Origin of the sequence: Paenalcaligenes suwonensis (assembly GCF_011290505.1) — a bacterium.
GTDB classification, from domain to species: domain Bacteria; phylum Pseudomonadota; class Gammaproteobacteria; order Burkholderiales; family Burkholderiaceae_B; genus Paenalcaligenes; species Paenalcaligenes suwonensis.
In genome coordinates this window covers 435,769-447,845 of the sequence record NZ_JAANPV010000001.1, presented here as the reverse complement: position 1 = coordinate 447,845, position 12,077 = coordinate 435,769, and the positions used below count along the sequence as shown (strand labels likewise).

Below are 12,077 nucleotides of genomic sequence, written 5' to 3'. Positions count from 1 at the left end.
GTACTTAAGCGGCCTGCTTAGCAGCAGCGTTCACTTCTTCATGTGGCCGATAATGACGCAGTACGCGCCACACCACGATACTCAGTAGCGCTACCAAAGCAGCAGCAGAAAACAGTACTGTGCTATGAGCGCTGGAATAGGCTTGCTGTGCTGCTGCCACCAGCGCATGGCCTTGCTCTGCACCCAACTGCTGTGCCATCAGCATGGTTTCACCAATAGATAAGCCTGCCTTACTGGCTACCTCTGGTGGCAAGCCTGCAGGCAACTGTATATGGTTGGCGTAATTAGCAGTTAGCACCAAACCAAAACCCGCAATCCCTAAGGCCGAGCCCAAGTCGTAGCTGCTGGCGCTTAACGCCCCTGCCGCTCCGGCTTTTTCTTCTGGCGTGCTACCCATAATGGCCACAGACGATGCGGTCAGACCCACACTTAACGACAAGCCTAAACCTATCAACATAATGTTGATACCTATGCCGCCTTGGCTTAAATCGCTCGCCCCCAGCCCAAATAAACTTAAGCCAGAAATCAGCAATGACAAGGTAGCAATAGGACGCAACCCTACCCGTGCTAACAACATGCTCCCTAACGGACCGCCCACGGCCGAGGACACCATCAATGGCAGCATAAAGAGTGCAGCAGTTAAGGGGCTTTTACCCAATACAAACTGCAGTTCTTGCGCAATAGTAAGCTCTACACCGGCCAACGCCCCCATCACCACGGTTGCCATTAACACACCCGTACTGAGTGCTGGTAACGCAAACAGGCCCATGTCCAACATGGGGGATTCGGCATGTAGCTGCTTTCTTACAAACCACGCCAGCAGCCCTACCCCAATCGCGCAAAACAGCAGGCTATGCATCCAATCGCCATCCGGTTTAAAGCCAGATTTCACGCCATACACTGCTGCCAACAAACCTACCATCAGAATCAGCGCTTGGCCAATAGTCCAATCCCCTTTACCTGTGACAAAACGGCGTGGAATCAGCACATAGGCCATAGGGCCTACGATCAGCATGATGGGTACATTCACCAAAAACACCGAACCCCACCAAAAATGCTCCAGCAATGCTCCGCCCACTAATGGGCCCATTGCAGCCCCTGCAGAACCTACCGCGCTCCATAAGCCCAGTGCTAAGGCTCGCTCTTTATCGTCTTCAAAGCTTTGTCGGATGATGGCAAGCAAACATGGAATGACCATGGCAGCACCACATGCCATCAAAGCACGCGCCAAAATTAAGGTCGCAGACGACCACGCGTAAGCCGCCAAAATAGACATGGCTGTAAACACGACAATCCCCCACAGCAGCAACAGCCTATGGCCTATGCGGTCAGCCAGTGTCCCCATAGGGATCAATAGGCTCACCATCACGAGGGAGTACAAATCAATAATCCACAGCACTTCTGTGCCGCTAGCCTGCAAAGCTAAGGTAAGAGAGGGGATGGCAATGTGCAGAATCGTGAAATCCAACACGATGGGGAAAAACACCAGCATCACCGCCACCAATACCAGCCAGCGATTATGTGTCACTTGTGACAACGACTTCTCCAGATACACAACAGCGACTAGGTCGCTTCAGTTCGAGCGTGTTTTTTACGTCGTGGCAATTTGAATTCACTGACCAATACGCCCAATACGATCAGTGCGCCACCTACAATGGCAATAGCCGGCAACCTATCGCCCGCTATACGCCCTACTATGCCGGCCCATACGGGCTCACTGGCATAAATGAGAGTGGCCCGTGTGGGCGTCACCGTACGCTGCGCCCAGTTCATGGTGTATTGAATCACCATGCTACTTAAGCCCAACCCTACAGCAGCTACCAACCACACCCACGAGAACTCAGGTATGGATTCACCAGCAAAAGGCATACAAAGAAATGACAGCACCCCAGCCATCCCTGTTTGCACCACGGTAATGCGTTGCACATTAACCTTACCGGCAAAGTAACCAATCAATATCACTTCTACTGCAATGGCAAACGCCCCAATCAGCGTGGCAATTTCACCAGCACTTAGGCTAAAACCCGCCGTAGTAGGTCCAGCCAATAACACCAAACCTAGAAACGCCAGCGTCACCCCTATCAAGGTCATGAAACTCGGCGCCTTACGCCATACCAACCACTGCAACAAGGGCACTATAGGTACATACAACGCCGTAATAAAGCCTGACATGCTGCTGCTAACCGTTTGTAGCCCATAGGTTTGCAACCCGTAGCCGGCAAAGATACTGGCCCCAATGACCGTGCCTGCCAAGAACTCTATACGTGTAATACCGCGCATGGCGCGCCTGAACACCATCCAACCGATGATGCCTGCCGTCACAAAACGCAAACCCACAAAAAACAGCGGGCCGCTGTACTGCATGGCAGTGTGTATGATCAGAAACGTTGTTCCCCACAACATGGTCACTGCGACCAGCGCTAATTCCTGCTTACTCAACGAAAACATGGTGGGGACTTATAGATAGAAGAAAAATGTACATCACAACTTAAGCTGCTATCTTATAGTATTCATTGCTGACTGCGTACTGCGATGTCAGATAACGGGCGATCACCTCCTTTCTTTTTGCGTTTTTTACACACACCACATCATGCAACACAAGGTTCTGGCTATTCTACAAATGGGTGACCCACCGCTGGATATACAGCAGAAGTTAGGCGTGCAGTCGGATTGGATGATTGCTGCCTTACCCGACACCACGCTCACGGTGAAGGTGCTGCGCCCCGCTTCAGGTGACGTACTACCTGAGCCCGCTACGCTAGCAGGTGCTATTTTGACGGGTTCCACATCAATGGTGACGGACCGCGAGGACTGGAGCGAATACAGCGCCGCATGGGTACGGCAAGCCATGGAGCAACACATGCCGCTATTAGGTATTTGTTATGGCCACCAGTTAATGTCACACGCCTTAGGCGGTGTAGTGGACTATCACCCTGCTGGCCGCGAAATAGGCCAACTGCCCATACAGTTGCATGAGGGTGCCAAACACGACCCTCTACTGGCTGACTTACCCCAGTCGTTTATGGCAAACCTTACGCATGAACAAAGCGTATTACAGCCACCTACGCACGCTACTGTGCTGGCCTCATCAGAACACGATGCGCACCAGATTTTGCGCTATAGCCCTGAAGCATTGTCGCTGCAATTTCACCCAGAGTTTTCTACCGAGGTCATGAGCTATTTCTTAAGCCGTCGCGAAGCGCTCTTTAGCACCGAGGGTTATGACATTCCTGCCATGTGTGCCGCTTTAGCTGCCACACCCGTAGCGCGAAAAATTTTGCATGATTTCGTTGATCTGTGTGCCGCTACTCACTCTACTGCGTACGTATAAAAAAATGGCTGAGCCTTTACAGGTTCAGCCATTTTTGTGCAGTAGTGCCATTACATTAACGCAGCAATGGAACACCAGTTTGAGACTGGATTTCTTCGAAGCTTACGCCTTCAGCCAATTCAACCAGCTTCAGACCTTCAGGGGTAACATCCATTACGCCTAGGTCAGTAATGATGCGGTCTACTACGCCCACACCAGTCAGTGGCAATGTGCACTCTGGCAGGATTTTCAGGTCGGTAGTGCCGTCTTTTTTACGCGCTACATGCTCCATCAGCACAATCACACGTTTAACACCGGCTACCAAGTCCATCGCGCCGCCCATGCCTTTCACCATTTTGCCCGGAATCATCCAGTTGGCTAAGTCACCGGTGGCCGTTACCTGCATAGCGCCCAGAATAGACAAGTTCACTTTACCGCCACGAATCATGGCAAAACTTTGATCACTACCAAAAATAGAAGAACCTGGCAGTGTAGTAACTGTTTGCTTACCGGCGTTGATCAGGTCGGCGTCTACTTCGTCTTCGGTAGGAAAGGGACCAATCCCCAACATACCGTTTTCACTTTGTAGCCAGACTTCAATGCCAGCAGGCACATGGTTAGCCACCAGAGTCGGAATACCAATACCCAGGTTCACATAGAAACCATCTTGCAACTCTTTAGCTGCACGCGCAGCCATTTGATCTTTGGTCCATGCCATGACTATCAAGCTCCTGCCTTGGTGGTAATGGTGCGCTGCTCAATGCGCTTCTCGGGATTGGAGTTATGCACGATGCGATGCACATAAATGCCAGGCAAATGCACATCATCAGGCGCCAACTCGCCCACTTCCACGATTTCTTCCACTTCCACGATGGTAATTTTGCCTGCAGTAGCTGCCGCAGGGTTGAAGTTACGTGCGGTATAGCGGAAGCGCAGGTTGCCAGACTTGTCGGCTTTATGAGCTTTAATCAGTGCCACATCCGCAACCAACGACTCTTCCATCACGTAGGTTTCACCATTGAACTCACGTAGCTCTTTACCTTCTGCCACCAAGGTACCTACGCCAGTTTTAGTGAAGAATGCAGGAATACCTGCGCCCCCTGCACGCAGCTTTTCAGCCAACGTACCTTGAGGTGTAAATTCCAGTTCCAATTCGCCGGATAAAAACTGGCGTTCGAACTCCTTGTTTTCCCCTACATAGGAAGAAATCATCTTCTTGATTTGTCGGGTCTCTAGCAGTTTGCCTAGACCGAAGCCATCCACACCTGCATTATTGGAAATGGCAGTCAGGTTTTTCACACCAGAGTCACGCAGCGCATCAATCAATGCTTCAGGAATGCCACATAGGCCAAAGCCGCCTACAGCCAAAGTCTGGCCGTCAGCTACTACGCCTTTCAGAGCTTCCGCCGCCGAAGGATAGAGTTTGTTCAAGGTAAGTCCTCCGTCAATAATTATTCATCAAGTCTATCGTGCCACACTTTACAGATAATGGTAGGTAGACTTGGCAGCTTAAGGTGCTTGCTATGATAATTTACCAAGATGCACTACGTAAGCGCATACGTAGTTTTTCGTACAGGAGCTGCTTTGTCAATGCTGGAAGATTACCGATTAGCCTTTGAAATGGCACCAATCGGTTTGGTTATCTCGCGTCATCGCACCATCGTAGAGTGCAATCAACGGGTCTGTGAGATTTTCCAGACTACCCGTGATGCACTGGTGGGGCAGTCATTTCTTACGCTATACCCCAGTGCCGACGAATTCGAACGCCTAGGGTTACGTATCCCCCCCATTATGAATGCCACCGGCCTGTACTCGGACAGCCGCATCATGAAACGCTCTACTGGGCAGTTCTTCTGGTGCCATGTGACGGGCCGCGCCTTTGACCGTGAGAAACCGCATGACGCAGGCATTTGGAGCTTTGAAGACATTAGCGAGCAACGCCCTATTTCCGAACACCATCTCACGGGTAGAGAGCGTGAGGTCGCCGCGCGCGTGTTAGAAGGTAAAAGCGCCAAAGTCATAGGCAAAGAACTGGGTATTAGCCACCGCACGGTGGAAATTTACCGTTCACGCCTGATGCAAAAATTTGGTGCCAGCTCTACCGCTGACCTCATACAGAAAATGCTCAGCGTCTAGTTTTGCTACTCCGCTTTGGTTTTTCGCTCGCGTACGCTGGCTTTGAGCATAGGATGCTGAGCCATATACTCGTGCAAGAAATGAATAAAACTGGTGGCAGCAGGTGACAAGGCACGCCCTTGGCGGGTGAACAAATAAAAGCTGCGTGTAATCACTGGCCTATACAAGGCCCGCATCTCTAATTGATAAAGCTTCACCAATGGCGTCGCATAGGCCACGCAAATGGTGACGCCTAAGCCAGCATTCACCATTGCTAACGCGGTAGACATAAAGGTCACTTCATTGGCTGGTTCTAATACCATGCCGCGGATGGCGCCGTATAAGTCCTCTGACAAACGCTCGATAAACTGCCCTTGCAAGGAAATGAGCGGGTATTGTGTTAAATCAGACCAGCACACCCTGCGTAGCTTTTCCAAAGGATGCCCTGGGGGGAATACCGCCATAAATGGGCCCTTGAATAGCGCCTCGGCATGAATGTCGGAGTTATTATCACGCTCAGGCCCTAAACCTAAATCCACCTCGCCGGAAAACACACGGGACACCACGCTTTCCACTGCGCAATCCACCAACTTCACCCGTATACCCGGGTAACGCTGGGTATAGGCGGCGATAATGCCGGGCAATAAGGTAGACGACATCAACTGCGGAGCGGCAATACGCACCAACCCACTTTTTAAGTCTTTCAGGTTGGCTGATTCATCTAAAGCATGATCTAAATCATTCAGCACCTTGCCAATAATAGGTAGCAGATCTTCCCCCACCTCGGAAAGCTGCAGCCTACGTGTGCTTCTATCTATAAGCACCAGACCCAATGCCGTTTCTAATTCTTTGATTAACGCACTGACTGCAGACTGACTCACAAACAGGCTTTCCGCCGCCAGTGAAAAGCTGCCCGTACGCGCCACGGCCACAAAGGCACGCAACTGCCGTAAGGTCACGTTACGCTTGCTACGCAAAAGCTGTAATTGATCTGCAGACACGTGTTTTTCCTTATCTAATGGTTACCCCTAATTTATAAGGTAAATTGATATAACAATCCATAAATATCATTTGTTTTATAAGTAATAATGCCTTGTAATAGGTTCGTCACTGTGTGATCTGGGCCACTTTTGGCTCCTAATGTGGCTACACGGCCCACATGGTCACAGCTCTACCTTTAAGGGGACATCCATGCAAATCAAAAAAATTCACCACGTTGCTTACCGCTGTAAAAACGCTAAGGAAACTGTGGAGTGGTACGGCAAGTACCTGAACATGCGTTTCATTCTGGCTATCGCTGAAAATGAAGTGCCTTCCACTAAAGAACCCGATCCTTACATGCACGTATTCCTGGATGCAGGTAACGGCAACGTATTGGCGTTTTTTGAGCTGCCTACCCGCCCTGAAATGGGCCGTGATACCAACACCCCTACTTGGGTGCAGCACTTGGCGCTGGAAGTAGATTCCGTAGACGACCTGATGCGCACTAAAGCCATTCTGGAAGCCGATGGTATCTCTGTAGTTGGCCCTACTGATCACACTATTTTCAAATCCATCTATTTCTTTGACCCTAACGGTCACCGTCTGGAACTGGCTGCCAACACCGCCACCCCAGACATGAGCAAGAAACTGGACGATGTGAAATGGGCCATGTTGGAAGAGTGGGACCGCACCAAAAAAGCCCCACAACATGCACAGTGGATGCATGACGGCAGCTATCAGGCCAACTAAACCTCTGGATCACGCATGTTTCTTAAATCCCTGACACATTGGATCAACAAGGGGCTAGAGCTGTTTCTAGTCGTTTGCCTTGCCATTATGGCCATCTTGGTATTTGCCAATGTGGTTTTGCGCTATGGCTTCGACTCGGGTATTGCGGTTTCGGAAGAATTAGCACGACTGTTGTTCGTCTGGCTAATCTTCCTTGGCGCTGTGCTGGCAACCCGTCAGCACGCCCACATTGCTTTTAATTCCTTTCTGGCCAAACGCACGCCTACTTGCCGCAAACTCTTGGTTGCGATCAGCAGCCTCTTGATGCTGGTTGGCGGTGTTATTTTTGTTATTGGCGGTTGGAAGCAAACCTTAATCAACATGGACAATAGCTACCCCGTGCTCGGTATTTCCTATGCATGGCTGTATGGCACCGCTATTGTTTTTGGTGTGGGTTTGGTTTTAAGTACCATTTTGAATTTGTGGGAAAGCGTCACTAGCCCCACAGGTTTCCCTGGCGGAGACGAATAACATGACCGCCGTATTATTGTTTCTCGGCATTCTGGTTGGGCTGATTTTCATCGGCATGCCCATCGCTTTTGCCCTGCTTTTTTCTGCCATCGGCATCATGATGGCCACCGACTCGTTCGATACCCAAATCGTGGTGCAGAACGCTATTGGCGGTGCTGATAACTTTATTTTGATGGCAGTGCCTTTTTTCATTCTGGCTGGCGAATTCATGAACGCTGGCGGTTTGTCTAAACGCATTGTGAATTTAGCGAGCGCCTTCTTCGGCCACTTGCGTGGTGGTCTGGGCTACGTCACGATTTTTGCCGCCTTGTTATTAGCCAGTTTGTCCGGCTCTGCTGTGGCGGATACGGCTGCATTGGCAGCAATCTTGATGCCTATGATGCGCCAAGCGGGTTACGACCCAGCGCGTGCTGGTGGCCTGATGGCTGCCGGTGGGATTATTGCCCCCGTCTTGCCACCTTCCATTGGTTTACTACTGTTTGGTGTGGTCACCAACGTGTCCATTACCCGCCTATTTATGGCTGGTATTGTGCCCGGTATCTTGATGGCCGTATCGCTGATCGTGGCGTGGTATTTGGTGTCTCGCAAAGATACTACCGCCACCATTAACCCTCGCGTTCCTATGCGTGAGCGTTTAAAAGTGGTGTACCAAAGTTTCTGGGCACTGCTGATGCCAGTCATCATTATTGGTGGTTTGCGCTTTGGTATTTTTACTCCTACCGAAGCGGCGGTAGTCGCAGCAGCCTACGCACTGTTTGTAGGTACTGTTATTTACCGTGAACTGACATGGAGCCGCATTTATCACTGCTTGTTGATGTCTGCACGCTCGTCAGCCGTAGTACTGATTTTGGCTGCGCTGGCGATGGTAGCTTCTTACATGATCACCATTGCCGACATTCCTTACCAAGTTGGTGAGTGGATGGATGTCTTTACCGACAACCCCATCTTGTTGGTCGCCGTCATGATGGCTGTAGTGTTCACCGCTGGTATGGTGCTAGACATGATCCCATTGGTGCTGATTTTTGCCCCAGTGTTCGTGCCTATTGCCGTGGATGCAGGTGTAGACCCTGTGTACCTAGGCGTGCTGTTTGTGATGAACTGCGCGATTGGCATGATCGTCCCCCCAATTGGGGTAGTACTGAACGTAGTAAGTTCGCTTGGCAAGATCAGCATTGAACGCGCAACACGTGGCGTGATGCCTTTCTTGATCGCTGAACTGATTATTTTGATACTGCTTATTTTGTTCCCACAGCTGGTGATCACACCTGCTTCGTGGTGGCGTTAAACACAATACTTATTATTCTGGAGATATCCCTATGCGCACTACGCTACTAAAAAAACTGGGTGTATTACTGGTTACTGGCTTGCTGTCCAGCGCAGCTATTGCTCAAACTATTGATGCAAAGTTTGCAGTAACGCTGCCTAAAAACTCCCACCAAGGTTTGGGTGTGGCCAAGTTTATTGACTTGGTAAAAGAGAAAAGTGATGGCCGCATCAAAATCCGTCCTTACTACAACGCAGCATTGGGTAACGACGTACAAGTAACCTCTGCATTGCAAGGCGGCACCATTGAATTTACCGTGCCACAAACCTCTACCCTAACCGGTATGGTGCGTGAGTTTGAAATTCTGGACTACCCATTCTTGTTCGCGAACGAACAAGAAGCCGACACCATTTTGGACGGCGCTATTGGCCAACGCTTGTTAGACCAATTGCCAGAAAAAGGCTTGGTGGGCTTGGCGTACTGGGAAAACGGCTTTTTCAACGCCACCAACAGCAAGCACCCTATTACCAAGCCCGAAGACTTTGAAGGCCTGAAGTTCCGTGCTGTACAAGCCAAGATTTCTCAAGAAACGCTAAAAGCACTGGGCGCAAACCCCGTGTCCTTAGCGGTACCTGAAATCTACACGGCATTGGAAACCCGCACGATTGACGGCCAAGGTACACCTACTGCAGTAACTTCTTCCCTAAAACTGGGTGAAGTACAGAAATACCTGTCGTTGACCAAGCACTCCTACGGCGCATTCTTGCCGCTGGCATCCAAAAAGTTCTGGGACAAGCTGTCTGAAGCTGATCAACAGATCATCAAGGAAGCCGCTGAAGAAACCCGTATTTACCAGCGTGAAATTGCTCGCCAACAAGCCGCTGAAGCCCAAGCTGCACTGGCTGCTCAAGGCTTAGAAGTGAACGAAGTAAGCGATGCTGAAATGATCCGTTTCCGCGAAAAAATGCAACCTGTATGGGAAAGCTTTAACGCCGAGATTGGCCCTGAGTTCGCCGCTGAAACCTTTAGCGAAATCGAGAAGCTGCGCGCTCCTGCTAACTAATTTGTAAGGGCTGCGGCCTAGCCCAGCCCTTGCCCACCAATACCGAATAAGGAAAAGTCATTATGAAACTTGCTACCCTAAAACAAGGTGGCCGTGATGGTACCCTGATCATTGTAGACCGGACATTGACACGCTACACGCCCGTGCCCCAGATCGCTGCCACCCTGCAAGCTGCCCTGGATAACTGGGAGCAGGTTGAGCCTCAACTGCAAACCGTTTACGACGCGCTAAACCGTAACGACGTTGCTGATGCAAAACCCTTTGATAGCAACGCTGTGCACTCTCCACTGCCACGCGCTTACCAATGGGCTGACGGTTCCGCTTACGTGAACCACGTTGAATTGGTACGTCGTGCTCGTGGCGCTGAGTTGCCCGCATCGTTCTGGACTGATCCCCTAATGTACCAAGGCGGTTCGGACTCCTTCATTGGCCCACGTGATGATATCCCTGTGCCTTCTGAAGAATGGGGCATCGACCTAGAAGCTGAAATTGCTGTGATCACTGGCGACTTGCCTATTGGTGCTACACCAGAACAAACTGCGGGTGCTATCCGCTTGTTGATGTTGGTGAATGACGTATCGCTGCGTAATTTGATTCCAGGCGAACTGGCTAAAGGCTTTGGTTTCTTCCAATCCAAACCCGCTTCGGCGTTTTCACCAGTAGCCATCACTCCCGACGAATTGGGTGATGCGTGGCAAGACACCAAAGTACACCGTCCATTGACCGTACACCTGAACGGCAAACTGTTTGGTAACCCTGATGCGGGTACCGACATGACATTTAACTTTGCGCAATTGGTAGCGCACGTTACCAAATCACGTGAAGTAGAAGCAGGTTCTATTATTGGTTCGGGTACGGTGTCCAACAAGCAAGGTAACTTGCACGGTTCTTCTATTGAGAACGGTGGCGTGGGTTACTGCTGCTTGGCCGAAGTACGTATGTACGAAACCATTGAAACCGGTGCACCGCAAACTCCTTTCTTGAAGTACGGCGACACTGTGAAAATTGAGATGCTGGATGCGCAAGGCCAAAGCATTTTTGGCGCTATTGAACAACGCGTAGTACCAAACTCCTAATCCACTAGGTATGCCCGCTTGCAGCACGCAGGCGGGTAGCCTTCACCGGCCTAGATATCCCCATGAAACTATATAGTTATTTCCGCAGTTCTGCGGCATATAGGGTTCGTATTGCCCTCGCATTGAAACAGTTGCCATTTGAGATCATTCCCGTGCACCTGTTGCGCGATGGCGGGCAGCAATATCAGCCTGCTTATCTGGCAAAAAACCCTATGGGAATAGTACCCAGCCTAGAAACCGATGACGGCCTAACGTTAACGCAATCCTTGGCCATTATTGAGTATCTGGACGAGACTCACGCGAGCACTGCCCTACTGCCTACAACAGCAGCCGAACGCGCTCGTGTACGTGCGTTGGCCTTGACCATTGCTTGCGATATTCACCCCATTAATAATCTGCGCATCTTGAAGTATTTGCAGAACACGCTGGGTGTGAGTGCCGATCAAAAAAATGAATGGTATTTACACTGGCTGAAGCAAGGCTTGGCCGCCGTAGAAGCCATGTTGGCCAATGATCCGCTGACAGGCACATTCTGTCACGGTGATACGCCAGGGCTTGCTGACTGCTGCTTGGTGCCTCAGGTGTTTAATGCCAAGCGTTTTAATTTGCCTATGGAAGACTATCCTACGATTAACCGTATCGTAGATGCTTGCGAAGCGCTACCCGCGTTTCAACAAGCTGCGCCAGCTCAGCAACCTGACGCTGAGGCATAAAAGGTGGTGGCTGTATTCATCGCATATGCCGAGGGACTGCGGAACAACTTTTTGTGATTTGGCGTACAAATTAAAAAATACTTTCGCAGCCTTAGGCTACAGCAGACAGTCGTGAGTAAATGGGCTTGTAAACCCAACACCTACCCGCTCACTCTGTATTCATCGCACACGCTGGGGAACTGCAGGAAAGCTTTTTGTGATTTGTACACCAAATCAAAAAAGTTTCCTCTCCGTCCCCCTGATGAGTCTGAATGTTACTAGATTTACTGCCCTTACTGTAGTGGCAATGCTGCCT

Annotated in this window: 13 protein-coding genes; 8 read left to right on the top strand and 5 right to left on the bottom strand. The window is 50.4% G+C overall.

The features are described from left to right. Nucleotides 1-4 precede the first annotated feature (4 nt). Both GY634_RS02100 and GY634_RS02095 read right to left on the bottom strand, forming a co-directional pair. Nucleotides 5-1,528 (bottom strand): MFS transporter, encoded by a 1,524-nt coding sequence (locus GY634_RS02100; RefSeq protein WP_242683588.1) that lies wholly within the window; start codon nt 1,526-1,528, stop codon nt 5-7. A gap of 35 nt (nt 1,529-1,563) precedes the next feature. Next, entirely contained in the window at nt 1,564-2,448 is an 885-nt protein-coding gene (locus GY634_RS02095) for a DMT family transporter (RefSeq protein ID WP_166406910.1), read from the bottom strand. 142 nt (nt 2,449-2,590) lie between these two features. Between GY634_RS02095 and GY634_RS02090 the strand changes: the two genes are divergently transcribed. Beyond that, entirely contained in the window at nt 2,591-3,331 is a 741-nt protein-coding gene (locus GY634_RS02090; RefSeq protein ID WP_166406909.1) for a glutamine amidotransferase, read from the top strand. Between the two features lie 55 nt (nt 3,332-3,386). On the opposite strand, the gene GY634_RS02085 is transcribed toward GY634_RS02090, so the two are convergent. Next, complete coding sequence (locus GY634_RS02085; RefSeq protein ID WP_166406908.1) at nt 3,387-4,028, bottom strand: CoA transferase subunit B; 642 nt, start codon at nt 4,026-4,028, stop codon at nt 3,387-3,389. 5 nt (nt 4,029-4,033) lie between these two features. Next, nucleotides 4,034-4,741 (bottom strand): CoA transferase subunit A, encoded by a 708-nt coding sequence (locus GY634_RS02080; RefSeq protein WP_166406907.1) that lies wholly within the window; start codon nt 4,739-4,741, stop codon nt 4,034-4,036. Nucleotides 4,742-4,900: 159 nt separating this feature from the next. Here GY634_RS02080 and GY634_RS02075 point away from each other — a divergent pair, with 159 nt between their 5' ends. Beyond that, on the top strand, nt 4,901-5,446 hold the full coding sequence (locus GY634_RS02075; protein WP_166406906.1) for a PAS and helix-turn-helix domain-containing protein: 546 nt from the start codon (nt 4,901-4,903) through the stop codon (nt 5,444-5,446). 5 nt (nt 5,447-5,451) lie between these two features. On the opposite strand, the gene GY634_RS02070 is transcribed toward GY634_RS02075, so the two are convergent. After that, nucleotides 5,452-6,426: a LysR family transcriptional regulator gene (locus GY634_RS02070; RefSeq protein ID WP_242683576.1), complete on the bottom strand. Its 975-nt coding sequence runs from the start codon at nt 6,424-6,426 to the stop codon at nt 5,452-5,454. 190 nt (nt 6,427-6,616) lie between these two features. Here GY634_RS02070 and GY634_RS02065 point away from each other — a divergent pair, with 190 nt between their 5' ends. The 6 genes from GY634_RS02065 to maiA all read left to right on the top strand — a co-directional run bounded on the left by GY634_RS02065 (nt 6,617) and on the right by maiA (nt 11,782). Continuing rightward, entirely contained in the window at nt 6,617-7,156 is a 540-nt protein-coding gene (locus GY634_RS02065) for a VOC family protein (RefSeq protein ID WP_166406905.1), read from the top strand. Nucleotides 7,157-7,171: 15 nt separating this feature from the next. Further along, nucleotides 7,172-7,666, top strand: a complete 495-nt coding sequence (locus GY634_RS02060) for a TRAP transporter small permease (RefSeq protein WP_166406904.1) — start codon at nt 7,172-7,174, stop codon at nt 7,664-7,666. Between the two features lies 1 nt (nt 7,667). Further along, nucleotides 7,668-8,951 (top strand): TRAP transporter large permease, encoded by a 1,284-nt coding sequence (locus GY634_RS02055; protein WP_166406903.1) that lies wholly within the window; start codon nt 7,668-7,670, stop codon nt 8,949-8,951. 31 nt (nt 8,952-8,982) lie between these two features. Then, complete coding sequence (locus tag GY634_RS02050; RefSeq protein WP_166406902.1) at nt 8,983-9,993, top strand: DctP family TRAP transporter solute-binding subunit; 1,011 nt, start codon at nt 8,983-8,985, stop codon at nt 9,991-9,993. A gap of 62 nt (nt 9,994-10,055) precedes the next feature. Next, the gene (locus tag GY634_RS02045; RefSeq protein WP_166406901.1) at nt 10,056-11,069 is read left to right on the top strand and encodes a fumarylacetoacetate hydrolase family protein; all 1,014 of its coding nucleotides are present in this window, start codon (nt 10,056-10,058) and stop codon (nt 11,067-11,069) included. A gap of 62 nt (nt 11,070-11,131) precedes the next feature. Continuing rightward, entirely contained in the window at nt 11,132-11,782 is a 651-nt protein-coding gene (maiA, locus tag GY634_RS02040; protein WP_166406900.1) for a maleylacetoacetate isomerase, read from the top strand. Nucleotides 11,783-12,077 lie beyond the last annotated feature (295 nt).

Excerpts from the sequence above, each read along its gene's own strand:
- GY634_RS02095 (WP_166406910.1), bottom strand. The coding sequence starts at position 2,448 with ATGTTTTCGTTGAGTAAGCAGGAATTAGCGCTGGTCGCAGTGACCATG.
- GY634_RS02090 (WP_166406909.1), top strand. The coding sequence starts at position 2,591 with ATGCAACACAAGGTTCTGGCTATTCTACAAATGGGTGACCCACCGCTG.
- GY634_RS02085 (WP_166406908.1), bottom strand. The coding sequence starts at position 4,028 with ATGGCATGGACCAAAGATCAAATGGCTGCGCGTGCAGCTAAAGAGTTG.
- GY634_RS02075 (WP_166406906.1), top strand. The coding sequence starts at position 4,901 with ATGCTGGAAGATTACCGATTAGCCTTTGAAATGGCACCAATCGGTTTG.
- GY634_RS02065 (WP_166406905.1), top strand. The coding sequence starts at position 6,617 with ATGCAAATCAAAAAAATTCACCACGTTGCTTACCGCTGTAAAAACGCT.
- GY634_RS02060 (WP_166406904.1), top strand. The coding sequence starts at position 7,172 with ATGTTTCTTAAATCCCTGACACATTGGATCAACAAGGGGCTAGAGCTG.
- GY634_RS02055 (WP_166406903.1), top strand. The coding sequence starts at position 7,668 with ATGACCGCCGTATTATTGTTTCTCGGCATTCTGGTTGGGCTGATTTTC.
- GY634_RS02050 (WP_166406902.1), top strand. The coding sequence starts at position 8,983 with ATGCGCACTACGCTACTAAAAAAACTGGGTGTATTACTGGTTACTGGC.
- GY634_RS02045 (WP_166406901.1), top strand. The coding sequence starts at position 10,056 with ATGAAACTTGCTACCCTAAAACAAGGTGGCCGTGATGGTACCCTGATC.
- maiA (WP_166406900.1), top strand. The coding sequence starts at position 11,132 with ATGAAACTATATAGTTATTTCCGCAGTTCTGCGGCATATAGGGTTCGT.